General features: G+C 66.6%; 25 protein-coding genes and 1 tRNA gene. 19 read left to right on the top strand and 7 right to left on the bottom strand.

The annotated features are described in order from the left end of the window. Positions 1-28: 28 nt before the first annotated feature. Positions 29-265 carry an antitoxin gene (locus GS4_RS10320; RefSeq protein WP_007620243.1) on the top strand — a complete coding sequence of 79 codons (237 nt, stop codon included), beginning with the start codon at positions 29-31 and terminating at the stop codon, positions 263-265. A 64-nt stretch (positions 266-329) separates the two neighbouring features. Here GS4_RS10320 and GS4_RS10315 read toward each other — a convergent pair whose 3' ends face one another. Further along, positions 330-938, bottom strand: coding sequence for a DNA-3-methyladenine glycosylase (locus GS4_RS10315; protein WP_007620242.1), 609 nt, complete (start codon positions 936-938; stop codon positions 330-332). On the opposite strand from GS4_RS10315, the gene GS4_RS10310 reads away from it, so the two are divergent. The 5 genes from GS4_RS10310 to GS4_RS10290 all read left to right on the top strand — a co-directional run bounded on the left by GS4_RS10310 (position 916) and on the right by GS4_RS10290 (position 6,247). Continuing rightward, positions 916-1,362 (top strand): type II toxin-antitoxin system Rv0910 family toxin, encoded by a 447-nt coding sequence (locus GS4_RS10310; RefSeq protein ID WP_007620241.1) that lies wholly within the window; start codon positions 916-918, stop codon positions 1,360-1,362. The genes GS4_RS10315 and GS4_RS10310 overlap by 23 nt on opposite strands. A gap of 36 nt (positions 1,363-1,398) precedes the next feature. Further along, complete coding sequence (locus GS4_RS10305; RefSeq protein WP_007620240.1) at positions 1,399-3,213, top strand: substrate-binding domain-containing protein; 1,815 nt, start codon at positions 1,399-1,401, stop codon at positions 3,211-3,213. Positions 3,214-3,303: 90 nt separating this feature from the next. Next, entirely contained in the window at positions 3,304-3,789 is a 486-nt protein-coding gene (locus GS4_RS10300) for an FMN-binding protein (protein WP_007620239.1), read from the top strand. A 14-nt stretch (positions 3,790-3,803) separates the two neighbouring features. Continuing rightward, positions 3,804-4,688, top strand: coding sequence for an FAD:protein FMN transferase (locus tag GS4_RS10295; RefSeq protein WP_007620238.1), 885 nt, complete (start codon positions 3,804-3,806; stop codon positions 4,686-4,688). Then, positions 4,685-6,247, top strand: a complete 1,563-nt coding sequence (locus GS4_RS10290; RefSeq protein ID WP_007620235.1) for an RnfABCDGE type electron transport complex subunit D — start codon at positions 4,685-4,687, stop codon at positions 6,245-6,247. Before GS4_RS10295 ends, GS4_RS10290 begins: the two co-directional genes overlap by 4 nt. A 54-nt stretch (positions 6,248-6,301) precedes the next feature. Here the strand turns inward: GS4_RS10290 and GS4_RS10285 are convergent, their stop codons facing one another. Further along, positions 6,302-8,467, bottom strand: a complete 2,166-nt coding sequence (locus tag GS4_RS10285) for a glutamine synthetase III family protein (RefSeq protein WP_007620234.1) — start codon at positions 8,465-8,467, stop codon at positions 6,302-6,304. 149 nt (positions 8,468-8,616) lie between these two features. Next, positions 8,617-9,771, bottom strand: a complete 1,155-nt coding sequence (locus GS4_RS10280) for an FUSC family protein (RefSeq protein ID WP_007620232.1) — start codon at positions 9,769-9,771, stop codon at positions 8,617-8,619. 96 nt (positions 9,772-9,867) lie between these two features. Here GS4_RS10280 and GS4_RS10275 point away from each other — a divergent pair, with 96 nt between their 5' ends. Then, positions 9,868-10,377: a MarR family winged helix-turn-helix transcriptional regulator gene (locus tag GS4_RS10275; RefSeq protein WP_040510155.1), complete on the top strand. Its 510-nt coding sequence runs from the start codon at positions 9,868-9,870 to the stop codon at positions 10,375-10,377. 410 nt (positions 10,378-10,787) lie between these two features. Here GS4_RS10275 and GS4_RS10270 read toward each other — a convergent pair whose 3' ends face one another. The 3 genes from GS4_RS10270 to GS4_RS24795 all read right to left on the bottom strand — a co-directional run bounded on the left by GS4_RS10270 (position 10,788) and on the right by GS4_RS24795 (position 14,099). Beyond that, the gene (locus GS4_RS10270) at positions 10,788-12,203 is read right to left on the bottom strand and encodes an MFS transporter (RefSeq protein ID WP_007620228.1); all 1,416 of its coding nucleotides are present in this window, start codon (positions 12,201-12,203) and stop codon (positions 10,788-10,790) included. A gap of 78 nt (positions 12,204-12,281) precedes the next feature. Next, the gene (locus tag GS4_RS10265) at positions 12,282-13,595 is read right to left on the bottom strand and encodes an acyltransferase (protein ID WP_007620227.1); all 1,314 of its coding nucleotides are present in this window, start codon (positions 13,593-13,595) and stop codon (positions 12,282-12,284) included. Between the two features lie 87 nt (positions 13,596-13,682). After that, positions 13,683-14,099, bottom strand: coding sequence for a hypothetical protein (locus tag GS4_RS24795; RefSeq protein WP_007620225.1), 417 nt, complete (start codon positions 14,097-14,099; stop codon positions 13,683-13,685). Between the two features lie 201 nt (positions 14,100-14,300). Between GS4_RS24795 and GS4_RS10255 the strand changes: the two genes are divergently transcribed. The 4 genes from GS4_RS10255 (at position 14,301) to GS4_RS10240 (ending at position 16,253) form a co-directional block, all read left to right on the top strand. Continuing rightward, positions 14,301-14,373 (top strand) — tRNA-Arg (locus GS4_RS10255). Between the two features lie 451 nt (positions 14,374-14,824). Beyond that, positions 14,825-15,244: a hypothetical protein gene (locus GS4_RS10250; RefSeq protein ID WP_007620223.1), complete on the top strand. Its 420-nt coding sequence runs from the start codon at positions 14,825-14,827 to the stop codon at positions 15,242-15,244. A 30-nt stretch (positions 15,245-15,274) separates the two neighbouring features. Then, the gene (locus GS4_RS26170) at positions 15,275-15,607 is read left to right on the top strand and encodes a hypothetical protein (RefSeq protein ID WP_040510153.1); all 333 of its coding nucleotides are present in this window, start codon (positions 15,275-15,277) and stop codon (positions 15,605-15,607) included. 355 nt (positions 15,608-15,962) lie between these two features. Continuing rightward, on the top strand, positions 15,963-16,253 hold the full coding sequence (locus GS4_RS10240) for a hypothetical protein (protein WP_007620219.1): 291 nt from the start codon (positions 15,963-15,965) through the stop codon (positions 16,251-16,253). A 52-nt stretch (positions 16,254-16,305) separates the two neighbouring features. Here the strand turns inward: GS4_RS10240 and GS4_RS10235 are convergent, their stop codons facing one another. Further along, positions 16,306-17,037 carry a TetR/AcrR family transcriptional regulator gene (locus GS4_RS10235; protein ID WP_007620218.1) on the bottom strand — a complete coding sequence of 244 codons (732 nt, stop codon included), beginning with the start codon at positions 17,035-17,037 and terminating at the stop codon, positions 16,306-16,308. A 167-nt stretch (positions 17,038-17,204) separates the two neighbouring features. Between GS4_RS10235 and GS4_RS10230 the strand changes: the two genes are divergently transcribed. The 8 genes from GS4_RS10230 (at position 17,205) to GS4_RS10195 (ending at position 25,552) form a co-directional block, all read left to right on the top strand. Beyond that, positions 17,205-18,395, top strand: coding sequence for a lipid-transfer protein (locus GS4_RS10230; RefSeq protein WP_007620216.1), 1,191 nt, complete (start codon positions 17,205-17,207; stop codon positions 18,393-18,395). Between the two features lie 92 nt (positions 18,396-18,487). Then, a complete protein-coding gene (locus tag GS4_RS10225; RefSeq protein WP_007620215.1) occupies positions 18,488-18,919 on the top strand; it encodes a type II toxin-antitoxin system Rv0910 family toxin in 432 nt (143 codons plus the stop codon). A gap of 8 nt (positions 18,920-18,927) precedes the next feature. After that, positions 18,928-19,812: a MaoC/PaaZ C-terminal domain-containing protein gene (locus GS4_RS10220; protein ID WP_007620214.1), complete on the top strand. Its 885-nt coding sequence runs from the start codon at positions 18,928-18,930 to the stop codon at positions 19,810-19,812. Positions 19,813-19,899: 87 nt separating this feature from the next. Next, positions 19,900-20,781 carry an SDR family oxidoreductase gene (locus GS4_RS10215; RefSeq protein WP_040510149.1) on the top strand — a complete coding sequence of 294 codons (882 nt, stop codon included), beginning with the start codon at positions 19,900-19,902 and terminating at the stop codon, positions 20,779-20,781. A gap of 3 nt (positions 20,782-20,784) precedes the next feature. Then, the gene (locus GS4_RS10210) at positions 20,785-22,986 is read left to right on the top strand and encodes an acyl-CoA dehydrogenase family protein (RefSeq protein WP_007620212.1); all 2,202 of its coding nucleotides are present in this window, start codon (positions 20,785-20,787) and stop codon (positions 22,984-22,986) included. After that, a complete protein-coding gene (locus GS4_RS10205; protein WP_007620211.1) occupies positions 22,983-24,122 on the top strand; it encodes a CaiB/BaiF CoA transferase family protein in 1,140 nt (379 codons plus the stop codon). The genes GS4_RS10210 and GS4_RS10205 overlap by 4 nt, the downstream gene beginning before the upstream one ends. Positions 24,123-24,154: 32 nt before the next feature. Then, the gene (locus tag GS4_RS10200) at positions 24,155-25,006 is read left to right on the top strand and encodes an SDR family NAD(P)-dependent oxidoreductase (RefSeq protein ID WP_007620206.1); all 852 of its coding nucleotides are present in this window, start codon (positions 24,155-24,157) and stop codon (positions 25,004-25,006) included. 84 nt (positions 25,007-25,090) lie between these two features. Beyond that, positions 25,091-25,552, top strand: coding sequence for an SRPBCC family protein (locus tag GS4_RS10195; RefSeq protein WP_007620205.1), 462 nt, complete (start codon positions 25,091-25,093; stop codon positions 25,550-25,552). The last annotated feature ends 25 nt before the right edge of the window (positions 25,553-25,577 follow it).

The following is a 25,577-nucleotide window of genomic DNA, read 5'->3' as shown; positions in this document are numbered from 1 at the left end:
ATCCTCAACTGCTGAGCCAGGAGCTGTGATGGATCTCAAGGGTCTCGTCGACAAGGCCAAGTCCGCCCTCAAGAGCAACCCGGACCTGATCGAAAAGGGCGGCGACGCCATCGACAAGGCGACCGGTGGCAAGTACGCCGACAAGGTCGACAAGGCGCAGGATGCCGCTCGCAAGGCCGTCGGTGCCGATCCCAAGCAGGCCCCGCAGGCACCGCAGCAGGACACGCCGAAGCAGGACCCGCAGAACCCCCCGCCCGCCCAGTAGGGCCGATCTCCGCAGGCGTGCACCCGAAGCATCGGGCGGGCCTGATCCGCGCCGCGGTCGACCCTCAGTCGGCCGCGGCGTGTGCGTGTCGCCGATACGCCGAGACGGTCGGATCGTCGGTGACCCAGAATCGCCACGGCACGTCGGCAGCATGGCGGACCCCGACCCGCGGTCCGACGCTGACAGCGGTCGGCGCATCCCCGACGCTCAGGTGCACCGACGTCGGGTTGGCGAGGTCGGTGTCGAGGTCGGCCATCGTGATGCCGGCCGCGCGACACAGGTTGCCCGGCCCCCTGGCCAGCGCAGAGGTCGGGATCTCGCGTCCGTCGGTGCGTCTGCTGCTGCGGCGCTCGCGGGCGACGTCGATGCCCTCGATGACTTCCCCGGCCCGGATGAGCACCGCGGCGCCCTGGTCGGTCGGCCCGGTCACCACGTTCGCGCAGTGGTGTCCGTGGATGCGATAGACATAGAGCCGGCCGGTCGGCCCGAACATGATGGCCGATCGCGGTGTCCGCCGGAAGGCGTGCGATGCCGGGTCGTCGGAACCCCCGTAGGCCTCGACCTCGGTCACCCGGATCGTGACGCCGTGACCGACCAGGTGAGAACCCAGCAGGTCGCGCGCGTTCGCGCTGACGCTAGGCTTCGAGACCATGGCCAAGACGAGCGACTCCATCGACGTTGATATGTCACCGGAAGATACCTGGTCGGCGGCGACGGACCTGGCGCGGTATCCCGAGTGGCTGACGCTGCACGAGGGCTGGCGCAGCGAGCTCCCGGCACCCGACGAGATCGCGGAGGGCGTCGAGGTGGCCTCGGTCATCGCACTCAAGGGCACCCGGGTGCGATTCCAGTGGACCGTCGCCGAGTACCAGCCGCCGAAGCACGTGCTGCTGAAAGGCAACGGCAAGGGCGGCGTCAAGGCGAAACTCGATCTCGCGGTCGCCCCCACGGACACCGGATCGACAGTAACCTTCACTATTGACCTCGGCGGCCTGCCGCTGATGGGTCCGGCGGGCAAGGCGGCCGCCAAGGTTGTATCGGGGGATCTGCGGAAGTCGCTGGCGAACTTCCGTGACGTCTTCGGCGCGACGACCTGACACGGTCGCGTCCGGGAAAACACATAGGGGAACATCATGGGGCGTCACAGCTCTGACGCCGATCGCCCGAACGGGGGGCGCTTCGGAGAGGACACCGGCCCGAACAAGGCGCAATCCGCACCGCGTTCCGGCCCGATCTCACGGCCGACGGCCCGCTCGGGGGATGCGGGAGGGTCGGCCGAACCGAGCACCGGCTCACGGCGCGCGGTGGCTGCCGGCTCCGAGGAGGAGTTCGGTTTCGCCCATCGCAAGGCGCGTTCGGGTCGTCGAGGCGTCTGGATCTGGGCCGGTGCGGCACTGATCGTGGTCATCGCCCTGATCGCCGGGTTCATCCTGTGGCGGACCGGTGCCGTCGGATGTGCCGAGCGCACCCGGATCGCGGTGGCGGCCGACCCGGCGATGGACGCGCCGCTACGGTCCGTCGCGGCCACGGCATCCGAGGACTCCTGCTACGACTACGTGGTGACCGCCACGCCCGGCGCCGAGATCCCCGGGAAGCTGACCCAGGGCGACCAGTCGCCGGACCTATGGGTCCCCGACTCGCAGGTGCAGGCACGTCGGGTCACCACCCAGGTCCGCAAGGATCTCGACCTGATCGCACCGTCGGTCGCCACCTCACCGACGGTCGTCGTCGGCAAGAAGCTCCCCGAGCTGAACAGCTGGGTCGACGTCATGAAGCTGTCGGACCTGCGCACCGGCAGCCCGATCGACACCAGCACCGGAGACGCGCCGATCATCGGTGCGCTGGCCGAGGTCAACGACTCCAAACTGACCTCCGAGCAGCTCACCGAGGCCATGACGGTGCTCGCGATCCAGCAGAACAACGCCCGACTCGCCAACGACAACGAAGGCACCCGACTGAACCTGGCGAACACGTCGGAGGTCCCGGTGGTCACCTCCGAGCAGCAGTACCTGCTGTTCACCCGGACCCATCCGGGGTCGGAGCTGAAGGCATCGGTTCCCGCAGACGGCACCGTCCTGCTCGATTACCCGTTGGTCAACACCGCCGGTACCGGCAAGCGCGACGAGGCGGCCAAGGCGGGCAAGGCGCTGCAGGACGCGCTCAACTCCGACGCAGGCCGGTCGAGCCTCACCAGCGCGGGCTATCGCGCTCCGGACGCCGCGCCGATCGACGGCGGTATCGGCCAGGTGAAGACCCTCGAGTTGAAGGACCCGACCCAGGTCGACAAGGCAATCCGGCAGTGGCAGGTCCTCGGCGTCCCCATCCGCACCCTGGTCGTCGAGGACACCTCCGGGTCGATGGATGCCCCGGCCGGCTCGAGCACCCGCGCGCAGCTGCTCATCGACGCATCGACGGCCGGTCTGAAGCTGTTCCCGAACAACACCATGATCGGTGGCTGGGCGTTCGGCATCGACAAGGGCGGTCCCGGCCAGGACTGGCGTGAAATGGCGCCGATCCGCCGGCTCGATGCTCCCGCGGCCGACGGTGGCACGCACCGACAGGCGTTGGCCAAGGCGGTCCGCGACGGGCTGCAGTTGCTGGGCGGCGGCACCGGTCTGTACGACACGACGCTGGCCGCGTTCAAAGAGGTGCAGAACACCTACGATCCGAACTATTCCAACAGCGTGATCATCATGACCGACGGCAAGAACGAGGATCCGAACAGCATCAGCCTCGACGAACTGCTGGGGCAGCTCAAGCAACTCGAGGACCCGGCCCGCCCGGTGCTGGTGCTGACGATCGGTATCTCCGAGGACGCGGACACGCAGGCGCTCAAGGCGATTGCCGATGCCACCGGTGGTACCACCTATGTCGCCGAGACCCCGTCTGACATCGGCACGGTGTTCATCGACGCCATCCAGGCGCGGGTCGCGGCGGCCGGTCGCTGATCGGTGAGCCACAGGCGCTTTACCTGTGGATTACCTTTCAATTCGGGTCGTCGCCGCCCGTGACGGTCTGCTGACCGGCACAATCGGGTCATGACTCAGATCCTCACCGGCTCCACCGCGGGTCGTACCGGAGGCCTCGTCGTCGCGCTGGCGACCATCGGCCTCGTTGCCGGCGCCTGCAGTTCGGAGACCCCGACCGACACCGCCGCCACGTCCGCGGAGTCGGGGACCGAGTCGAGTGCAGCGGGATCGGCGCAGACGAGCGGAGCGGCATCGGGCGAGTATCGCGACGGGGAGTACTCCGCAACCGGTCGCTACACCTCGCCGGGCGGACCGCAGAAGGTCGGCGTCACCGTCACCCTGGCGAATTCCGTGATCACCGCACTGACGCTGGACACCAGCGAGACGCGCGGCACGTCGAAGGAGTACCAGGGCAAGTTCGAGAGCGGCATCGACGCTCTCGTCGTGGGCAAGAAGATCGACGACCTCGACGTCAGCAAGGTGTCTGGCTCGTCGCTGACCTCTGGTGGCTTCAACGACGCCATCGAGCAGATCAAGTCCGAGGCCTCGGGCTGATCGCAGGTTCCGCGGTGTCGACCGGTACCCCCGAGAGCTGGACCACCGAAGCACTCGGGACCCACTGGGAGATCACCTCGTCGACCGGTCTCGACCCGTCTGCCACGGCGGCGATCCGCGCCGAGCTCGATCGCATCGACATCACCTGGTCGCGCTTCCGCTCCGACTCGGTCGTCGCCGAGATCGCCCGACGCGCAGGCCATCACCCGATCCCGGTCACCGACCAACCGCTGATCGACTGGTACCGCACGCTTTACGAGGTCACCGGGGGAGCGGTGACCCCCACCATCGGTCAGACACTCGTCGATGCCGGCTACGACGCGGCGTACTCGCTGACCTCGGCGACCACGGTCCGTGCCGCGCCTGGATGGGACTCGGTGATCGCGGGTCACACCGGTGCGCTCGACATCGTCGAACCGGTCCTGCTCGATGTCGGCGCAGCAGGAAAGGGATTCGCGGTCGACCGCATCGCGACCCTGCTCGCCGACCATTCGGGTGACTTGATCGTGGACGGCAGCGGCGACATGTGGATCTCCGATCGTGTCGAACCGGTCCGGGTGGCGCTCGAGCACCCGGTCGATCCGACCAGCGCCATCGGGGTGGTGGCGCTGCCCGGGGGAGCGATCTGCGCGTCGGCGGGCAACCGGCGCGCGTGGGCCGACTGGCACCACATCGTCGACGCGCGGTCGGCGTCCCCGGCGCGGGAGGTGTTGGCCACGTGGGCGATCGCGCCGTCGGCGATGATCGCCGACGGGATCGCGACGGCACTCTTCTTCGTCGACGCACCGACACTGCGCACCCGACTCGCCGACCGTGGGATCGTCTTCCACCACATCACCGTCCGACGCAACGGCAGCGTCGAGCACACCGACGTACCCGGACTGGAGTTGTTCCTGTGACCCGCTTGACGCCCCCGTGGTTGACCGCCCATCGCGCCGTGCTCCTCGCGCTGATCGCGCTCGTCGGGTGTGCCCTGGTCGCCTCCGCGGCCGACGGCGACTTCGCCTACCGTCCTGGACAACTGGTGGCATCGCTCGTCATCGCGATCGCAGTGTCGGGGGTCGTCTCCTACGCATGTGCCGCGCTCGTGCGCGTCCCTCCCGGCTCGGACTCCTGGCTCATCACCGCGCTCATCCTCTTCTTCATCCTGCCCGGCGTCATCGATGCCGGATCGGCACTGACCGTGGCCGTCGGCGCAGGCGTGGCCGCGGCGTCCAAATATGTTCTCGCATGGCGTCGTCGGCTGGTGATCAATCCGGCTGTCGCCGGGTCCGTGGTGGTCTACGCCCTCGCCTACGCGGAGGTCGGGCAGATCGGCTATCCGCAGTGGTGGGTGGCCGCCGAACCACTGCTGATCCCGATGCTCGTCATCGGCGTCCTGCTGGTCTCCGCGATCGCCGAGTGGCCGTTGGTCGCCATCTTCCTGGTGGCGTCGCTGGCGACGATCGGCGTCGTGCAACTCGCGCGCGGAGACCAGACGTTGTCGGTGTGGCTGATCTCCAGCCCGATGTTCTTCGTGGCGGCGGTGATGCTGCCCGAACCGCTGACGTCGCCGACGACCCGAGTGCACCGACTGATCTACGGAATCCTGGTCGGGGTGCTGATGTACTGGCAGGTGGCCATCCCGGTCACCGACTCGTTCACGATCGAATTCGTCCCGGAGCTGGCGCTTCTCGTCGGTTCGCTGTACGCGGCGGGTGTCCGGTTCGTCGCCGGGCACGGCCGGCGGGTGCCGCTGACAGTCGACGCTGTGACACCGATCGCCGCGAACACCTTCGCGGTGGTCGGCCGACCGGACCGACCGGTGCGATTCCGTGGCGGCCAGTGGGCATTGCTGAGCGCACCTCGCTGGTCGGCGCCGGTCTGGCAGAGCACGCGACGGGTGTTCTCGTTCAGTTCGGCTGACCGCGACACCGCCGTCGAGTTCGGGTTCACCACCGCCCGGCCCGCCTCACCGTTCAAGTCGCACCTGATCGACGGACGCGACCAGATCCTGCGGATCGATTCCGTCGGTGGCAATTTCGTCCTACCCCGACGCGGCGGCGACGTGGTGCTGATCGCATCGGGCATCGGCATCACGCCGTTCCGGTCGATGCTGCGGGCCGCGGTGGACGACGGTGGTGGCGCGGACGCCCCAGTCCCCGACGGCGGCATGTTGAGCCGCGTCACGCTGGTGCATGTGCTGCGCGCCGACGATCGCGCCGTGTATCCCGAGGATCTCGCCGCAGCCGAAGCGGCCGGTGCCCAGGTGATCACGCTGGTGTCGCCGACCCTTGCGGACGGCCTCGACGACCTCGACCGTCTCCGGTCGCTCATCACCACGGTTCCCGGGGCCCACTACTACGTCAGCGGTCCTCCCGGCTTCGTCGGTGTGACCGCGCGCAGCCTACGTCGGGTCGATCCGTCGGTGTGGCGCGCTCCGTGGCGACTGCACACCGATTCCTTCCGTGGATACTGACCGACGCCGTGGCGCGCACGCGCGATCTGCTTGTGCGCGCCACGAATTCGGGGATCAGAGGATCGTGAGCATCTCGTTGTAGGTCGGCAGCGGCCACAGGTCGTCGGCGACGACGCTCTCGAGCTTGTCGGCCACCGCCCGTACACCGGCCATCGCCGGGATCAGTGTCGCGAGCGCGTAGGCGGCTTCGTCGTCGGCATCGTGGAAGCCCGCGATCGCCTCGTCCAGTGCATCCATGGCCGCATCGAGGCCCTCGAGGCCGTCACTCATCGTCTTCAGCGTCGGTGTGGTGACCTCGATCCCGGCAGCGGCGAGATTCGCAGCGGTGGACGCGACCTCTCCGGTGTAACGGATGGCTGCGGGCAGGATCATCGTCTTGGCGATCTCCGCGGTCTCCTTGGCCTCCACCAGCAATGCGAGCGCGTACTGTTCGAGCACCACCTCCTTGCGCGCCTCCAACTCCCGGTTGCTCAGGATGCCGTAGTCGTTGAGCAGCGCCTTGATCTCCGGCTCGTCGTACTGTGCAATCGCATCGACGGTGGTTCGCAGGTTCAGCAGTCCACGCGAGGCGGCTTCCTCTTGCCAGGCATCGGAGTAGCCGTCGCCGTTGAACACCACGGCACCGTGCTCGCTGATGATCCCCTCCAGCACCGTCTGCACGGCCGCGTCGAACTCACTGCCGTCGGAGATCTCCTTCTCCAGCGCGGTCGCGATGTGGTCGATCGACTCGGCCAGCATGGCGTTGATCGCGATCATCGGGTCGGCGATCGACTGGTTGGAACCGGGCGCGCGGAACTCGAAACGGTTGCCGGTGAAGGCAAACGGACTTGTGCGGTTGCGATCACCGGCGTCGGCCTTCAGCGGTGGCAGGGTGTCGACGCCGAGTTCCAGGACCCCGGTCTCCTTGCTCTGCTTGGCGCCGCCCTTGGCGATTTGGTCGAAGACGTCCATCAGCTGCTCGCCGAGGAAGATCGAGATGATGGCCGGCGGGGCCTCGTTGGCACCCAGACGATGGTCGTTGGAGGCCGAAGCGATGGACGCGCGTAACAGTCCACCGAACTTGTGGACGCCGCGGATGATGGCCGCACAGAAAACCAGGAACTGTTCGTTCTCGTGCGGGGTGTCGCCGGGGTTGAGCAGGTTGCCCTGATTGCTGTTGCCCAGTGAGAAGTTCACGTGCTTGCCCGACCCGTTGACGCCGGCGAAGGGCTTCTCGTGCAGCAGGCAGACCATCCCGTACCGCTCGGCGACCTTCTTCATCGTGGTCATCATCAACTGCTGGTGGTCGTGCGCCAGGTTCGACTTCTCGAAGACCGGCGCGAGCTCGAACTGCCCGGGGGCCACCTCGTTGTGTCGGGTCTTGGCCGGGATGCCCTGCTTGAAGAGTTCGCGATCCAGCTCGATCATGAACGCCAACACACGATCCGGGATGGCACCGAAGTAGTGGTCGTCGAACTCCTGGCCCTTGGACGGTTCGGCGCCGAACAGGGTGCGGTCGGCGGTCATCAGGTCGGGACGTGCGAAGTAGAAGTGGCGGTCGATCAGGAAGTACTCCTGCTCGGCGCCCGCATACGACACGACCGTGTCGACGTCGCTGTGGCCGAACAACTTCAGCAGGCGCATCGCCTGCTTGCTCATCGCCTGTTGGCTGCGCAGCAGTGGCGTCTTCTTGTCGAGAGCCTCCCCGGTCCACGAGATGAAGATGGTCGGGATGCACAGCGTGTTGCCGTTGGGGTTCTCCAGGATGTACGCCGGGCTGGTCGCATCCCAGCCGGTGTATCCGCGCGCCTCGAACGTGCCGCGTAGGCCGCCGTTCGGGAAGCTCGAGGCATCGGGCTCGCCTTGCAGCAATGTCTTGCCCTGGAACTCGGCCAGGGATGCACCCGACGAATCGGGTTCGAGGAAGGAGTCGTGCTTCTCGGCGGTGAAGCCGGTGAGAGGGTAGAACACGTGCGCGTAGTGAGTCGCACCCTTCTCGATGGCCCAGTCCTTCATCGCCGCCGCAACGTAGTCGGCGAGGGTCGGATCGAGCGGGACGCCCTTGTCGACTGTCGCCGACACAGCCTTGAAGACGTGTTTGGGTAGTCGCTTCTTCATCTCCGACAGGGAGAAGACGTTGCGCCCGAAGGTCTCCGCCAACGGCTCGGGGAATCCGTCGGTCTGCACCTCGTAGGTGGTCACTGCCTCGATGGCCTGACGACGGGACATGCTGCCACTCATGCGCTACTCCTGGTGTTCATCTCCTCGGTGCGGTTGCGCGAGGACGCTCGACTCAAGCGATACGACGCTACGAGCAGCACGTATGCACGGCATTGCCGTGGTGTGACCGTGGTGATAACTGGTGTCGCGCAGGTTACGAGTGCATATGTCTACGAACGTGCAGCGTGTTCGGGGTGATGCGCGGTGTCGGTTCGGGCAACCGTCGCCGCTGCGATCGCCACGCCGACGATCACTCCGAGCAGGGTGTCGAGCACACGGTCGATCGCGACGGCCGGCGTCAATCCCGCGCTCAGGGCGGTGAGCATCAACGCCATCGGCGTGACCGCCGTCGAGGTGATGGCATAACTGACGGTTGCCATCGTCTCGGCGATGATCTGACACACGACGATCACCACGACCGCACCCCAGTAGCCGAGGGGGATCGCGAGCAATACCGCGGCGATGACGGATCCGGCCAGGTTGCCCAGGAGGCGTGCAGCGCCACGCCGGACGGTCAGGTGATAGGAGATGCCCTGGAGAGCTGCGACGGCTCCCATCGCAGCCCACATCGGGTGCTCGAGTCCGACCGCGGTCGCGGCTGACGCGCTGATGGCGGCGGCGACCACGATGCGCGCTGCGGACTGCGCGATGTCGCGGTGGGGCATACGCGCGAGCGACGTCCAGACCGACTCGTATGCCACGGCTTCGGCGGTGGATGATGCGACCGGCCGACCGGCCAGGCGTCGGGCACCCCGACGGACGGAGTCGGTGAGCCATGGTGCCAGCGATGCCGCGATACCGACCACCGTGCCGACGGCCGCCGCCGCGACCGCGCGCGCGAGGCTGTGACCGTCGGTCACCGATGCGGCCGCGGCAGTCGCGGCGAAGACGAACACGACGACCCCGGGCCCGGCCACCCGAAGCGCACCGACCACCAGCGCGCCGGCCCCCGCGAGGAGCGAGATCGCGACGATCTCCACCTCCACGGGTACGTCGGCGGCGCCTACGATCCCGCCAACGGCCACGGAGACGACCAGCGCAACACCGACTGCACCCAGTCGACCGATCCGGACCCGGTACGGATCCGGACGACAGAATGCCGAGGTCAAAGCGCCGAGAGCGGCGAACGACCCCGCGGCACGCAGATCGGCGAGCCCGCCGACGAGCAGCATGGCGCCGACGGCGAGCCCGACGCGAACCGGGGCCGCGATGGCGACCGGTGAGGTGTCGAGCATGATCACGCCACGCCAGGTCGACAGGGAGCCGAGGTGATGCAGAGCGGCCCGGCGAGGGGCGGTCGAGGCGACGGAGGCGGACGATTTCACTGGGTTAATTTATCATTGGTTCACTGGTGAAATAAAATACTTTATCTGTGAAACACATCGCAGAGGTCCCGATCATGCCGATTGTCGGCGCCTACGATGACTCGGGTGAGCACCACGCCGGAGTCCCGCGATCTGGTCGATCGGATCCAGGATGAGTGGATCGGCGCCTATCCCGAACTCGACTTCTCGCCCGTCGGAATCCTGGGTCGGATCCAGCGCATCACCACGGTGGCCGGCCAGCGACTCGATCGTTCGCTCGAGGCCCACGGCATCGGCCGCTCGGAGTTCGACGTCCTGGGAGCACTCGCCCGGTCGGACCGTCCGCTGCGAGCCAGTGAGGTGGTGTCGACGACCATGCTGAGCGGCGCGTCGATCACCAAGATCACCGAGAACCTCGCAGCGCGAGGGCTTCTCGAGCGGGATCGGTCCGCTCGCGATCGTCGGGTGGTGCTGTTGTCGCTCACCGACGCCGGGCGGGCCGTGGTCGATGCGGAACTGCCCCGACGGTTGTCGGCCGATGATGCGATCCTCGCAGCGCTCGACGGCGACGAGCGTAGGGCTCTGACCGATCTGCTGCGCAAGGTGGTCGCACGCCTCGACGGGTGAGGGTTTCTGCGTATGTCCGGCCCCGGCCCGGGGCGCCGAGGCCGGATTTTTGGCACCTGAGCGGGTCGTGCTGTGGAATGTGCACACCGCGTCGCGCTCACGTGTCAGTAGTCCGAAAGTCCGGCGGTTTGGAGTCGGTCGTGGGTGCCGCTCGTCTGGGCCGGATTTTTGGCACCTGAGCGGGTCGTGCTGTGGAGTGCGCACACCGCGTCGCGCTCACGTGTCAGTAGTCCGAAAGTCCGGCGGTTTGGAGTCGGTCGTGGGTGCCGCTCGTCTGGGCCGGATTTTTGGCACCTGAGCGGGCCGTGCTGTGGAGTACGCACACCACATCGCGCTCACGTGTCAGTAATCCGAAAACCTCGCCGCCAGAAACGGACGCAGAACCCGGCAGCCCCGACAGCAGAATCGACTCAGGCCGCGCCGACCCGCCCGCCTCGCAACGACTGCGCAGCGATCAGCATGCCGAAGGCGGCCAGTGCGGCGAAGCCGCCGGTGAGGATGTGGGCCGACGCGACGTCGTCGGAACCGAGACTGACCAACAGACCGGCGGTCGCCGAGCCGAACGTGTTCGCGATCATCTGCATCGAGTTCACCCCGGCCGAGGCCCGTGCCGCCTCGTCCTCGTCGTCGGTGATGGTCATCGCGGCCGTGGCCACATGGGGAAAGGCCATGCCGATGCCTGCGCCGGCGACGAACAAGAACACGAACCAGCCGGTCATCGCGGCGACCGACGAACTCGATTGCAGCACTCCGTATCCGGCCAGGCCAACGGCAAGCGTGCCCGGACCGGCGACGCGGACGATGCGTGATCGAGCCCCTTCAGCCCAGGTGGTGGACGCCAGTTGTGCCACCGTCCACCCCCAGGACAGTGCCGCGCCGAGCAGGCCCGCGACGAAGGGACTCATGCCGCCGAGTCGTTGTCCGAAGAGCGGGATGAACGCCTCGGCGGTCGACCCGATGGCGAGGACCGCCACCGACAGGTAGATCCACTTCAGTGGGTTTCCCCGACGGTAGGTCATCGCCGGGAGCAGTCCGATCGCACGCCGGCGCTCGAGGACGATCGCCAGGCCCATGACGAGAACTGCTGCGACGAGGAGTCCGACCATCACGGCGGGGTCGCCGGCGATGGCGGCCACCGACACCGCCGCGGTGGCAAGAGCGACGACAGTGAGCGAGGCCCAGGGCACCGGAGTCGGTGGGTCCGCATCGGGCCGGCGGCCCGGCAGGGTACGTGCGGCGGGGACTATGAGGATTCCCGTCCCGACGACCAGGATCCAGAACGATCCGCGCCAGAACCCGATCTCGGCGAACAATCCGCCGAGCACCGGCCCCAGCAGATTGCCGACGCCCCACATCGCAGAGGTGAGTCCGATCGCGCGTACCCACAACCGCTGCGGCAGGGCGATGCGGACGACGGTGAATGCCAGGCCGGTCAGCAAACCCCCGCCCAGACCCTGGATCAGCCTGCCCACCAACATGATCGGCATGTTCGGCGCGAGCGCGCAGATCGTGGAGCCGATGCCGAAGAGACCGAATCCGGTGAGATAGGCCCCACGGGGGCCGAGCTGCTGCATGGCGCGGGTGACCAGCATCGACGACACCACCGATGACAGCAGGAAGACCGTCATCACCCAGGCGTAGAGCGGCTGCCCGCCGATGTCGGCGATCGCGGTCGGGAGCGATGCCGCAGTCAGGTAGGTGTTGACCGCGAAGAGGACGATGCCCGATGCGAACACCGTGACCACCGTCCGGTGTTCGCGGCCGAGAAGCTCGGCCCAGGAGCCGGGGCGCGGTCCGTCGTAGGCGGGTTGGGTCTCCGACGGCATGGTCTCACTCTGTCGGACGCGGATGGACGCCCTGCCACCAGGCCCCCATGTGCATTCGGGGGACTCGAGTGCGGTCGGTCAGGCGGGCTGGGCGGGCAGGGCCGTGCCCGGGCGCCGCCCTGCGAACAGCGGCCGGCGCGAGCGTGCCACCAACATCTTGCTCAACGGCGTGCGGAGCAGGATGTCGACGAGCAACGCCGACGCGACCAGTGTCGCCACCACCAGCACGATCCCGCGGGTGACCGCCGACCCCGGGAACCACTCGAACAGTCCGCTGAGGAAGCCGAACCGACCGAAGGCGTCGAGGATGAGCGGGTGCACCGCGAAGACACCGAATGCGCGGGGGGTGCTGTAGCCGACGACTCGGGCGACGACGCCGTCGCCGGCGCCACGGTGGTCGTTCCACGCCATCGCGACCAACCACAGGAGCGCCGTCCCACCGAGCAGCCACGGCAGCAGAGCGGGATTCCAGGGGGTCGTCGACTGCAGCGGTACGTTGCCCGGCGAGGTGGCGAACAAGTACGCGGCGACGGTGAACCCAACCCCCATCAGCGATGCCGCGATGACCGGTACGGCATGAGCGCGCAACCACTCGTCGATCGCATCATGATGTGCAGCTCCCAACGCGCCGATCGCGACGAACAGTGCGTACATCGGCAGCGACTTCCACAGCATGTCGAAGGTGGTGACCCAGGCCTCTCCGGCGGGGCGAGGGGAGTACTGGTACAGCAGGAACATGCCGATCTGGATGGTCGCACCACCGGCGATCAGCGACCACGGTCGGTTCTGTGCACGACGCAGCAGCCACGAGATCGCCGGGAAGACCAGGTAGATCTGCATGGAGATCAGCAGGAAGTAGAGCTGGTACTTGCCTTCGCCCATCCACATGTCTCGCCACAAGTCGGCGAAGAACGCACCGGTCGACGGGAACGGGTTGTCGGGCAGCAGCACGTGATCGGTCACCGCATAAATGAGCGTCCACAGGAGGTAGGGGCCGACGACAAGTCCAAAACGTCGGCGCCAGAAGGAGATCGGTGACATGGGCTTGCCCTGCGTGCTGATCACCAGGACGTACAACGTGATTGCGACGAATCCGTAGCGGGTCAGGTGACACAGCACGCCGATCAGGCCCGACGGCTGCACCGTCTCCGCGGTGACGTTGACCGCATTGACACTGTGCGCGAGGACCACTGCAGCGAAGAGGGCTACCCGTACCAGATCCGCAGTGTGTGCACGGCTTCGGCGCTTCGTCGGCTCGTGGGTGGGGGACTCGGCGGTCGGGGTGCCGGCCGGAGGGTTCACCTCCGGGTCCTCCACCATCTCGCGGTCGACCGCTGACTGATCGGCGCTCTCGCGAATATCGATGTCCCCGCCGTTCCGCACCCCTGGCACCCCGTTCCGATCCGTTCGTGTTCCGGCGCGGAGTCTACGGATCGAACCTTGGAGTTCGATGGGAGCGATCGAGACGGGTGACCTGTGTCACGAATCGGACGACGCGGCGGACGGACCGTTCGAGTCCTTGTCCTCGGTCTCCGCCATCACCTCGAGCAGACTGAGGACAGCGTCTGAGATGCCACTCGGCAGCGCAGTGAGGTCGGCGACTGTCTCGCCGACGGATGCATCGGTGAGACGGGCCCGGTGATACTTGTCGTCGAGGGTCTCGCCGGGTTTGGGCATGGTGAAGAAGTCGATGTCGACTCGGAAGGCCATGGCGATCCCGGTGATGGTGGTGAAACCGGGGTCCCGGATATGACCGTTGCGGATCTGACTGAGGCACGACTCGGTGATGGGATGCCCCAGCCGCCCGGCTTGGCGGCACACTGCACCCGCGGTGAGATCTGGGTTGTGGCGGAAGAGCGTCGCCAGGTGATCCACGAAGTGATCGGCGCTCGCCATCAGACCACCCCTCCCGTGTGTATCTGCCGAACTCCACACGGTGTGCGGTCGTTAGTGAGACTAACACGTCTCACATGTGGTTCGACGGCTCCGTTCGACCGTTCGGATCACACTTCTGGGCAACCCTGGCGTCTGGTGGCCGGTTGTGCTGCGAGGGTGTCGTAGACTCCGACTGGCCCGATCGGCCTCCGATCCGGCCTCGCTCTCGTAGCTCAGGGGATAGAGCACGGCTCTCCTAAAGCCGGTGTCGCAGGTTCGAATCCTGCCGGGAGCACGGTGACATCCTTGCCGGCCTCCGGCCGGTGTGCGCCCACTGTGTGGTTTGAAAAGGATTCACGCGGGCGCACGGTCACATTTCCTGCCGACCTCCGGTCGGTGTGCGCCCCCGTGGTTCGAAAAGAGATCCATGCGGGCCGCGCGGTCATATTCCCTGCCGATCTCCGGTCGGGTGCGGTGCCGAGCCGTCGCGCAGGCGCACGCTGCACTCTCCTCCCTGGCCGCCCTGAGATGGACCCCCGCGGCATTCGCACATAGATCACGGTGTGGTTCAGCGTCGGATATCGAGGCTCCTGTCGGTCGACCGAGTGAACGCCGTGTTGTCGCGATCACACATTGATGATTCACGCTTGTGCATCGAACGTTAGCGTGGTGAACTTCTCGCATTCAATATCGCAAACTGTTGATACGGGGTGATGGATCACGTGTCGCAAACGAGGAGTGCTCTGATGATCAATCGTCTACGTGTGTCGCGCATCGCTGCGAGTGTTGTTGCGGCAGCGGCCATCGCAACTCCGATGGCCGTGATCGACGGCGCCGGGGAGGCGTCAGCGGTCCAGGTGTATCAAGGCCAGCGTTACGCAGTGGTGTGGTTGTCGCACAGCGAGACTCGGCAAGCTGCCAGCATCGGACTGGGTCGCTTCTTCGACCAGCCGGCAGTCAAGGGGCGAGCCACGGTGATCGTGCGCAAGGACTCGAAGTTCTACCCGATGGTGTCGGGACCGGTCGGGCACCGGAAGTACTACGGGTCGGCACAGGCGCTCGTGGTCGAGGCGTCGTCGAAGCCGGGCGGGCAGGTCTCCCTGTACTTCGACAAGCAGCGCCCGTCTCGTCCGATCGGTGTCAGTCAATACTGGCCTGCTCCCTGATGCGAGCATCCACAGGGCGGGAGCACTGTCATGACCACCGCAACCCGGCACAGCAATGCTTCTGGGGTCCGAACCAGCGCCGGACACCGCCTGTTCGGTGAAGACCGCATGATCGACGAGGCCTCAGCGGCGACAGATGATCAAGGACCCGAGCGCTTTCCGGCTCTTCAGGCGGCGCTCTTCGTGGCCGGGTGTGTGCTGCTGGTGCTCACGGCGGCCAACCTCTCGCACCTGGGCGAATGGTCGCATCGTTGGGGGCAGATCCCGGTCGTCGTGCTGTTCTTCCTGGTGATGTCGATCGCCGGTCGCTGGTTCTGGTCGGGTGCAGACGCTGTTCTCGCCAAGGTGATCGGCAACCGGTGAGATCGACAGAGTGTCTCGCATGATCTGCCTTCGTTTCGGCCATCGTCGCGGGAGGCGCGAGATTTCACACGGGACGGGCGTAGCACAGGCGTGGAGGTCGCAGATACGCTGCAGCAGATGAACTTCCCCGTATCGCGCGGAGTCGTGAACAGGGCCTGTGTTCAGGCGAGCCGCTCGCCGATCTGTGGGTCGTAGAGCCGGTAGCCCAGCAGGCGGCATCACGTCGATGACGGCATTCGCGTGCTCACCCTCGAACCTGTAGCCGTGTGAACTCACCAGGCGACTCCGGTTGACAACATCTGGACGCGGTGTTCTAGTCGTCGTAGACGGTGGCGTCCAAGATGAGGGGCACAGAATGGACAGTTCTCGAGGGGCCAACCCCATGGATCAGTCGTTCTTCGCTTCTCGCGTCAACGCTCTGTTTGCCGGCAACACGACCATCGATTCCGCCGATGTCATCTCTGCCGCAAACGATCTCGGCCACGTGGTGTCCGCCGAGGAGATCGCTGAGATCCGCTCGGGAGAGTGCGCCGACCCCAGTTTCGCCGCTGTCGCAGCCATCGCCGCCGCGTTCCGGGTGAGTCTCACCTACTTCACGGCAAGCACTGATCTCGACTCGTCGCTCTTTTCGTCCATCGCCAACTGACCGACGAGCCATTCGTCGAGGCCGTCGCTGCGGCGTCGACCGAGTTGGCGTCTCAGCCGCGAACTCTCCTCTTCTGCTGACTCTTTCGCCTCGGTGCCGCATCGTCCAGGCCGTCGAGGCGGGTTTGCAGGGTGAGGTTCACGCCCAGTCCGCCGGCGGTGGCATCGAGGATGTGCCAGGCCGCCGTCTCGAGGAACCCGGCGAGTTCGTCGGCGTTCAGCGGCTGTTGGGCCTGCCCGAGCCATCTGTTGACGGTCGCATCCGTCATCCCGAACAGGGCGAACGCGAGAGGTTCGGCATAGCGCGTGTCGGCGCCCAGGTCGGCCAGTACGCCGCTGATCACGGTGGCGACCTGGCCGGCGATCGCGCTTCGGGTGCTGGTCAGCACGCGTGACCCGACGGTGTGATTGCTGGCCGAACCGGTTCCGAGGAAGGTGTGCAGGTTGGTGTTGTCGACTATCCAGCGCACATAGGTGCCCACTGCGGTCGTCAACGCGTTCTCGATGGTGCCTTCGCTGGGTGACAGCGCTGGTGACAGCACCGACATCAGATCGGTGATGATCCGGCCCCGGACGTGCTCGTCGAGGTCACCGCGGTCCTTGAACAGCCGGTAGACCACCGAGCGAGGTACGCCGGCACGGGCGGCGATGTCCTTTACGCCGGCCATCTCGCCGTCGACGCGCACGGCTTCGACCGCGGCGTCGAGGATCAGGTCGCGGCGCTGGGCTTTGTGGTCCTCCCACCGCTGTGCACGCCCGTCCTCGCGATCTGGCGGTGTCGGCATCCGATCACTGTAGTACCTGGCTTCGTGGTCGTCGGCGACTGTTCCTGCTGGTGAACGCTGGCAAATCGGGGATTGACCGGACACGGTGTCCAAGATAATCTGCGTTGGACAGTGTGTCCCACTAAATGCGGAGACGGGATCTTCGCAGTGAGCAGGAGCGTTCTCCAATGCCCAACAAGGTGTTCGTCGTCGGGGTCGGGATGACCAAGTTCGAGAAGCCCGGATCCCGCGATTGGGACTACCCCGACATGGCTCGCGAGGCCGGCCGCAAAGCGCTCGACGACGCCGGGATCAACTACGACGCCGTCGAACAGGCCTACGCGGGCTACGTCTACGGCGAGTCGACGTCGGGACAGCGTGCCATCTACGAGCTCGGTCTCACCGGCATCCCGATCATCAACGTGAACAACAACTGCTCGACCGGATCGACCGCGCTGTTCCTGGCGACGCAAGCGGTACGGAGCGGTCAGGTGAACTGTTCGCTGGCGCTGGGATTCGAGAAGATGCAGAAGGGGTCTCTCGGGTCCACGTACGACGACCGTGAACAGCCGATGATGCGGCACCTGCTCGCCCTGGCCGAGTTGCAGGAGTTCTCGATGCCCCCGGCGCCCTACATGTTCGGCGCAGCCGGCAAGGAGCACATGGAGCGGTTCGGCACCACCGCAGAACAGTTCGCCGCGATCGGCGTGAAGAACCATCGCCACTCTCGCAACAACCCGTACGCCCAGTTCCAGGATGAGTACACCCTGGACGAGATCTTGGCCTCGCGTCCCATCTACGGTCCGTTGACGAAGCTGCAGTGCTCGCCGACCTCCGACGGTGCGGGCGCGGTCATCGTGGCCGGCGAGCGTTTCATCGACGAGCACGACCTCGCCGATCGTGCGGTCGAGATCGTCGGTCAGGCGATGGTTACCGACCTGAACAGCACCTTCGACGACAAGAGTGCGATCTCCCTGGTGGGCGCCGACATGACCCGAACCGCGGCACAGCGCGTGTACGAACAGGCGCAGATCACCCCCGACGACATCGACGTCATCGAGCTCCACGACTGCTTCTCCACCAACGAGCTCCTCACCTACGAGGCGCTCGGGCTCTGCGGCGAGGGTGAGGGCGGGAAGCTCGTGGATGCCGATGACACCACCTACGGCGGTCGTTGGGTGGTCAACCCGTCCGGTGGCCTGATCTCCAAGGGACATCCTCTCGGTGCCACCGGACTCGCGCAGTGCAGCGAGCTGACCTGGCAGCTGCGTGGTGATGCCGATGCGCGTCAGGTACCCGGTGCCACGACCGCAGTGCAACACAACATCGGGCTGGGCGGTGCCGTCGTCGTCACCGCCTACCAGCCGGCCCAACGCTGATCACCTGGGCGGTCACGGCCTGTGCCGCCCCGCACCACATCTCACACCCTCCGAGCGACGCTCGAACCTTCCCGACAGAGGAGAACACAACCATGGCATCAGTGTCTGTATCCACCATCGTGTCCACCACCCCGGACAAGGCATGGGCCTTCCTGAGCGATCTCAATCGCTGGGAGGAGTGGCTGACCATCCACCAGGGATGGCGCGGTGAGATCCCGACCGAGCTGACCCAGGGGCGCCAGTTCACCCAGGTCGTCGAGGTGATGAACATGGCCAACAAGATCGAGTGGACGGTCGCCGAGGTCGACGCACCGAAGTACGTCAAGATCACCGGAACCGGCATGGCCGGCGTCCAGATCGAGTTCACCCTCCGTGTGGAGGGCGACGGCGAGGGCGCCAAGGCATCGTTCGACGCGTCGTTCTCCGGCGCGATGATCGTCGGGCCGATCGGCAAGGCTGTCGCCAAGCACGCCGAGGCGGATCTGCGCGAATCGATGGACAAGTTCAACGAGCTGGCGAAGTAGCCGACACCGTGGGGGCAGTTCGAGACGCCGACAACGCGGTCACCTTCGACACCTCGGCACTGGACGAGTGGACCGACCCGGAACACTTCGAGGTCACCGCCGAACGGATCGCCGACTACGCCGCGGCCACCAACGACCCGATCGGTGCGCACCGTCGCGGCGAAGTCGCACCACCGGTCTTCGCGGTCGTCCCGGTGTTCGGCAGCATGGCACCCGCCGCTCTCTCGGTTGCACCGGTGGAGTTGTTGCCGCGCCTCGTGCACGGTGAGCAGGACTTCGTGTTCCACCGACCGCTTCGGGCCGGGGATCGGATCACCGTGCGCGCCAAGCCCATCGGATACACGGGACGGGCGAACGGATCGACGGTGGTCATCTATGGCGAGAGTCGGGATGCCGACGGCGAACTCGTCAACGAGCAATGGATCACCGCGTTCTTCCGCAACGTCGATGCCGGCGCGGACGTCGGCGAGCGGGCGCCCGACCATCGCGCCGACGAGAGTGTCTCGGCCGAAGATCCGGTCCACTCGGTGACCCAGCACGTCGACGCCGACCAGACATTCCGGTACTCGCCGGCTGCAGGGGATCCGATGCCGATCCACCTCGATGACGAGATCGCCCGGATGTCGGGACTGCCCGGCATCATCAACCACGGGTTGTGCACGATGGCCTTCACCTCGTGGGCCGCACTGACCGAACTCGCCGACGGTGACACCGGGCGACTCCGACGTCTGGCGGTGCGATTCGCGAAACCGGTGTTGCCCGATCATGACATCGAGACTCGATTCTGGTCGCTTCCGGATGTCGACGGCACGGCTCGATATGCATTCCAGACCTCATCGGACGGCGAACTCGTCATCAAGGACGGCCTCGTGGTCATCGCCGACCACTCCTGACATCTGACGTACTGGCATTTGACGTCCGACCGTTGTCCGCGTGAGCCGCGGACCCCGCACAACTTCTCTCTGACAGGACTTTTCACCATGGGTAGATTCGATGGACGTGTAGCGGTGGTAACCGGAGCGGGACGCGGCATCGGCCGCGAACACGCCTTGCTCTTGGCGCGTGAGGGCGCCGCGGTCGTGGTCAACGACCTCGGCGGCGACAACGACGGCACCGGTGCCGATGCGGGGCCCGCCCAACAGGTCGTCGACGAGATCGTCGCCGCGGGCGGCACAGCCGTTGCGAACACCAGCAACGTCGCGACATGGGCTGGGGCGGAACAACTCGTCGACCAGGCGATCGAAGAATTCGGCGGGTTGCACATCCTGGTCAACAACGCCGGGATCCTCCGTGACGCATTCATCGCCGGCATGACCGAAGAGCAGTGGGACGCGGTGATCGCCGTGCACCTCAAGGGGCACGCCGCCTGCCTGCAGCATGCGGCTGCCTACTGGAAGGGCAGGAGCAAGGCCGGCGATGAGGTCGCCGCCTCGGTCATCAACACGGCTTCGGCGTCGGGCACTTTCATGCCCAACGCCGGTCAGGCCAACTACGGTGCCGCCAAGGCCGGTATCGCGGCGATGACCCTGGTCGCCGCCGACGAACTGGAGCGCTACGGTGTGCGCGTCAACGCCATCGCGCCCATCGCCAGGACTCGTCTCACGCTCGCCACCCCGGGGATGGGAGCACTGTTCGCGCAGGAGATCCCCGCCGGGGAGTTCGACCCCTTCGCGCCGTCCAACATCGCACCGCTGGTCGGGTACCTGGCGTCGGAGAAGACGACCGTCACCGGCAAGGTGTTCGCGGTGCAGGGCGGCGCGATCACCGAGCTCATCGGTTGGCAGGGTGGGCGCACCATCGAGACCGACGGCCCGTGGGAGATCGACGACATCGCCGACCAGCTGGTCCGAAAAGAGGCCTGAGCCATGGGAAGACACAGCTACGACCTCGGCATCGGTCTGAGTCCCGACCACGCGGCACTTGCCGACTCCGTGCAGGCCTTCGCCACCAAGATCATCGACCACGATCACGTACGCGCAGTCGTCGAGCAACCACGCGAGGACAAGTTCCCCTTCTACTGGGACGCCCTCGTCGGACAGGGGCTGCTCGGCCTTCACGTGCCGGAGGACAAGGGTGGCGATGGAGCCGGAGTGCTCACTGCGGCAGTGGCTCTCGAAGCCTTGGCGCGGACCATCGCGCCCGGCCCGTATGTGCCAACCGTGTTGGCGTCCGCGGCGTTGAGCGCCGCTGACGCGGCACCCTTCCCGATCTCCGATCTGATCGGCGGCCGTGCCGTCGGCGCCGTTGCGATGACGGCGCCATTGCCTGCCCGTGAGGTCGCCGACGGCTGGCAGATCTCCGGCGTCTGTGACGGGGTGCTGGGTGCCGAACACGCCGATGTGCTGATCGTCCCGATCGACACCGGAACAGACGACGCCGCCTGGGCCGCCATCACCCCCGATCAGGTGACGATCACCGCCCAGGATTCCATCGACGTCCTGCGAGGCGCCGCTCGCGTCGAACTCGTCGACGCCGTGATCGGCGCGGATGCTGTGCTGTCGGGGCTGTCCCGTCGCCGACTCCGGTCGATCGCGACGGTGATCCTCGGTGCCGAGGCAGTGGGAATCATCTCGTGGTGTGTCGGTACCGCCGCGGACTACGCCACCACCCGGGTCCAGTTCGGCCGACCCATCGGGCAGTTCCAGGGGGTCAAGCACAAGTGTGCGCGCATGGGCATCGCGCTGGAGAAGGCCAGAGCGGTCCTGTGGGATGCTGCCGGCGCCCTCGACCGTGACGACGAGACGGCCGACTATGCGGCTGCGATCGCCGCGGCGATCGTGCCGGACATCGCCGTCCAGGTCGCGCAGGACTGCATCCAGGTCCACGGCGGTATCGGGTTCACCTGGGAGCACGATGCCCACCTCTATTACCGGCGCGCACTGTCGATCCGCGCCCAGTTCCCCTCCCGCGAAGAACGTCTCACCACGGTGGCCGACCATGCGGTGGCCGGTGACCTGCTGCCCACCGACCTGGAACTGCCCGCCGAGGCGGACGCCATCCGGACCGAGATCCGCGCCGCACTGGAGCCGATCGCCGACCTCGGTGAAGACGACCAGCTGATCGCCCTCGGTGACGGCGGCTGGGTGCAGCCACACTTGCCGACCCCCTATGGCCGTTCGGCATCGCCACTCGAGCAGGTGATCATCGCCGACGAATTGGCGGCCGCGAAGATCCAACTCCCACAACTGTTGATGGGCGGATGGGCTGTCCAGGCCGTGGTGGCACACGGCACCGACGAGCAGAAGCGTGATCTCGCAGTGCCCACACTGCGCGGCGATCTGGTGTGGTGTCAGTTGTTCAGCGAGCCGGGCGCCGGCTCCGATCTGGCTTCGATCACGACCAAGGCCGAGCGGGTCGATGGTGGTTGGCGTGTCAACGGTCAGAAGATCTGGACGACGGTCGCCCAGTTCGCGGACTGGGCGATGCTCATCGCTCGCACCGATCCCACGGTGCCCAAACATGATGGCATCACCTACTTCGTGCTCGACATGTCGACACCGGGGATCACTGTCCGCCCTCTCCGTGAGATGACCGGGTCGGCCTTGTTCAACGAGGTGTTCCTCGACGACGTGTTCGTCCCCGATTCCGCCGTGGTCGGCGAGGTGAACGACGGATGGAACGTCGCGCGCACCACGCTTGCCGGGGAGCGGGTCGCGTTGAGTCAGAAGATGGAGGCCTACGCCACCGACCGCGACCTGCTGACCTTCGTCACCGGTCGCGACCTCTCCCCGCTGGCGACGGCGACCGTCGGTGAGCTGATCGCCGAGAGTCGGGCGATCGACGTGATCGGGGCCCGGGTGGTGCTCAAACAGTTGTCGGGCAGTGACGTCAGTACGACGTCGAGTGTCGGCAAACTGCTCGGAATGGGACTCGGACAATCGATCTCGGAGTTCATCGTCGCTGAGCTGGGCGTCGCGGGCGCGGTGTCGGTCGCCGGACAACCGAGCGACAAGGCGATGGACCAACTCATCTCTGGTCGAGCCACCACGATCTACGGCGGCACCACCGAGGTCCAGCTCAACGTGATCGGGGAGCGCATGCTGGGGCTGCCCAGGGATGCCGCATGAGCGGCCCCCTGGAAGGTTTGCGTGTCGTCGAGATCGCCAGTCTCGCACCGGGGCCGTTCGCGGCGATGATCCTCGCTGACCTGGGCGCCGAGGTGATCCGGGTCGATCGAGCCGACGATGCCGGCGGTCTGTTGGCCCCGACCGGCGTCCTCGACCGCGGCCGCACCTCCATCTCGGTGGACCTCAAATCGGCCGAGGGCCGCGATGTCGTGCTCCGTCTGGTGGAAACGGCCGACATCCTGATCGAAGGCTTCCGTCCCGGTGTGGCGGAGCGGCTCGGCATCGGCCCCGACGAGTGTGCACTGCGCAACGAGCGACTCATCTACGGCCGCATCACCGGGTGGGGGCAGACCGGGCCTCTCGCACATCGCGCTGGACACGACATCAACTACATCGCCTTGTCGGGGGCGTTGCACACGATCGGGCGGGCAGGCGAACGCCCGTTGCCCCCGGTCAACCTGCTCGGTGATTTCGGCGGAGGTGGACTCCTGCTCGTCATGGGCATCCTCGCTGCGGTTCACGAGCGCAGCGTCTCCGGCACCGGACAGGTCGTGGATGCGTCGATGGTCGAGGGGGCCGCACTCATCACCGCGTTCCTCCATGCCATGCATGCTTCGGGCGTGTGGGACGGCGAGCGTGGCGAGAACCTGCTGGACACCGGCGGCGCGTTCTACGACACCTACGAGTGTTCGGACGGACGTTTCGTCGCGGTCGGATGTGTCGAGCCACAGTTCTATGCCCAGATGCTCGAGATCCTCGGTCTCGCCGACGAGCCGGATCTGCCGTTCCAATACGACCTCGACAATGCCGAGAAGTTGAGAGAGCGCCTCGCCGAGGTGTTCTCGACGCGCCCACGCGATGAGTGGACAGAGCTGTTCCATCACTCCGACGCGTGTGTCACGCCGGTGCTCTCACCATGGGAGGCCGCCGAACACCCGCACAATGCGATGCGCGGCAGCTTCGTGCGCGTGGGTGACATCGAGCAGCCGGCTCCGGCGCCTCGATTCAGTCGTACTCCCGCGGCCGATCCGACGCCGGGCTCCACGCCGGGAGCCGACACCGAAAGTGTCTTGGCCGCACTCGGATACGACAAGGACGCCATCAGTTCTCTGCGTGCCACCGGGGCCATCGCCTGACCCGGTGCAACTCCGACCCGAGGAAGAAGCTCATGCAACGCCCCATCGACGGACTCACCGTTGCCATCACCGGTGGCGGTCGCGGTATCGGCCGTGCGACCGCCGAGGCATTCCATCGGCGCGGTGCGACGGTGGTCATCGGTGATGTCGAACCAGGACTCGCGGCTGCCACGGCGGCGGAGATCGGCGACCGGGCGCTCGGGGTGGATCTCGACGTCACCGACGTCGACTCCTTTCGAGCATTCCTCGGCGCCGCAGGACAACCCGACGTCGTGATCAACAACGCGGGCATCATGCCGACCGGGTATTTCGTCGACGAGACGGAGTCGATGACGCGACGGATGCTCGATGTGAACCTGTCGGCGGTGATCACCGGCAGCCGCCTGGCGCTCGAGGTCATGGTGCCGCGGGCCGGCGGTCACATCATCAACGTCGCTTCGCTCGCGGGGGAGTTCGCGATACCCGCACTGGCGACATACGGCGCGACCAAGACCGCGGTCACCCGGTTCACCGAGGTCCTCGACCTCGAATTGCGCGGCACAGGGGTCACCGTCACGGCGGTGTTACCGGGCATGATCGACACCGAGCTCTCGGCCGGGGCCAATTACCCGCGGCTGATCGCAGCACTCGTCGCGGGACGCCCCGCTCACGTCGCCGATGCGATGGTGGAAGCCGTGGCCTCCGCGCGCGGAGGGGTGATCGCGGTACCGCGCCGCGCGGGTGTGGCGATCACGGCATTGTCGTTCCTGCCCCGTCGTACGCGGTTGGCCATCGAGGAACGCGCCGGTCTGAGTTCTGCTTTCGCTCATGCCGATCCGGTGCGACGGGCCAACTATCACGAACGGATCGCGAGTCGGGGCGAAACGGCAGCCGACGACCGCTGAGGACACTTTCCCGTACATCGAGCCGTCCGGCGACTTCAGTCGGGCAGGTCTCGGATCCCGTTGTCGACACCAGAGGATTCACACATGGCAGGCCGGAAGCCCCGGGTGCTCCACCACACCGGACACTCGCCGATCGATCGGGCGCAGGCATTCGACTACGTCACCGATCATCGGACGATTCCGAACTGGTTCTATGCGCTGCGCGAGTTCGAGCCCGTCACCGACCACACCCGAGGTCTGGGCGCGCGCTTCGACGCTCGTATGGTCATCGGGCCGACATCCGTCGCGTCGACGGTAGAGATCACCGAGTGGATCGAGGGCGAGCGAATCCGCCTGACGTCGGTTGATGGCCTCAGCACCGACTCGACGTGGACCTTCGCAGACACCGATGCCGACGGCACCGAATTGACCGTGCAGTTCAGCTATGCGCTGCCGGGCGGGCTGGCCGGACGAGCATTGGCAACGATCATCGAACCCGTGGTGGGACAGGCGATCAGGCACACGGATGCGACGTTGCGGAAGCAACTCCGCGATCTGACCGCCTGAGTCGGTCGCGCATGCACCGCGACGC

This window comes from Gordonia soli NBRC 108243 (assembly GCF_000334455.1).
Taxonomy (GTDB): Bacteria; Actinomycetota; Actinomycetes; order Mycobacteriales; family Mycobacteriaceae; genus Gordonia; species Gordonia soli.
The sequence above is the reverse complement of the archived record's forward strand: the minus strand, read 5'-3'. Positions and strand labels throughout refer to the sequence as shown.

What these genes read in the sequence shown, in the direction of transcription:
- GS4_RS10275 (WP_040510155.1), top strand. Translation starts at nt 9,868, where the DNA reads ATGACTCGGGTGAGCACCACGCCGGAGTCCCGCGATCTGGTCGATCGG.
- GS4_RS10200 (WP_007620206.1), top strand. Translation starts at nt 24,155, where the DNA reads ATGCAACGCCCCATCGACGGACTCACCGTTGCCATCACCGGTGGCGGT.
- GS4_RS10310 (WP_007620241.1), top strand. Translation starts at nt 916, where the DNA reads ATGGCCAAGACGAGCGACTCCATCGACGTTGATATGTCACCGGAAGAT.
- GS4_RS10300 (WP_007620239.1), top strand. Translation starts at nt 3,304, where the DNA reads ATGACTCAGATCCTCACCGGCTCCACCGCGGGTCGTACCGGAGGCCTC.
- GS4_RS26170 (WP_040510153.1), top strand. Translation starts at nt 15,275, where the DNA reads ATGACCACCGCAACCCGGCACAGCAATGCTTCTGGGGTCCGAACCAGC.
- GS4_RS10240 (WP_007620219.1), top strand. Translation starts at nt 15,963, where the DNA reads ATGGACAGTTCTCGAGGGGCCAACCCCATGGATCAGTCGTTCTTCGCT.
- GS4_RS24795 (WP_007620225.1), bottom strand. Translation starts at nt 14,099, where the DNA reads ATGGCGAGCGCCGATCACTTCGTGGATCACCTGGCGACGCTCTTCCGC.
- GS4_RS10270 (WP_007620228.1), bottom strand. Translation starts at nt 12,203, where the DNA reads ATGCCGTCGGAGACCCAACCCGCCTACGACGGACCGCGCCCCGGCTCC.
- GS4_RS10205 (WP_007620211.1), top strand. Translation starts at nt 22,983, where the DNA reads ATGAGCGGCCCCCTGGAAGGTTTGCGTGTCGTCGAGATCGCCAGTCTC.
- GS4_RS10315 (WP_007620242.1), bottom strand. Translation starts at nt 938, where the DNA reads ATGGAGTCGCTCGTCTTGGCCATGGTCTCGAAGCCTAGCGTCAGCGCG.
- GS4_RS10225 (WP_007620215.1), top strand. Translation starts at nt 18,488, where the DNA reads ATGGCATCAGTGTCTGTATCCACCATCGTGTCCACCACCCCGGACAAG.
- GS4_RS10230 (WP_007620216.1), top strand. Translation starts at nt 17,205, where the DNA reads ATGCCCAACAAGGTGTTCGTCGTCGGGGTCGGGATGACCAAGTTCGAG.
- GS4_RS10250 (WP_007620223.1), top strand. Translation starts at nt 14,825, where the DNA reads ATGATCAATCGTCTACGTGTGTCGCGCATCGCTGCGAGTGTTGTTGCG.
- GS4_RS10215 (WP_040510149.1), top strand. Translation starts at nt 19,900, where the DNA reads ATGGGTAGATTCGATGGACGTGTAGCGGTGGTAACCGGAGCGGGACGC.
- GS4_RS10235 (WP_007620218.1), bottom strand. Translation starts at nt 17,037, where the DNA reads ATGCCGACACCGCCAGATCGCGAGGACGGGCGTGCACAGCGGTGGGAG.
- GS4_RS10285 (WP_007620234.1), bottom strand. Translation starts at nt 8,467, where the DNA reads ATGAGTGGCAGCATGTCCCGTCGTCAGGCCATCGAGGCAGTGACCACC.
- GS4_RS10210 (WP_007620212.1), top strand. Translation starts at nt 20,785, where the DNA reads ATGGGAAGACACAGCTACGACCTCGGCATCGGTCTGAGTCCCGACCAC.
- GS4_RS10305 (WP_007620240.1), top strand. Translation starts at nt 1,399, where the DNA reads ATGGGGCGTCACAGCTCTGACGCCGATCGCCCGAACGGGGGGCGCTTC.
- GS4_RS10195 (WP_007620205.1), top strand. Translation starts at nt 25,091, where the DNA reads ATGGCAGGCCGGAAGCCCCGGGTGCTCCACCACACCGGACACTCGCCG.
- GS4_RS10320 (WP_007620243.1), top strand. Translation starts at nt 29, where the DNA reads ATGGATCTCAAGGGTCTCGTCGACAAGGCCAAGTCCGCCCTCAAGAGC.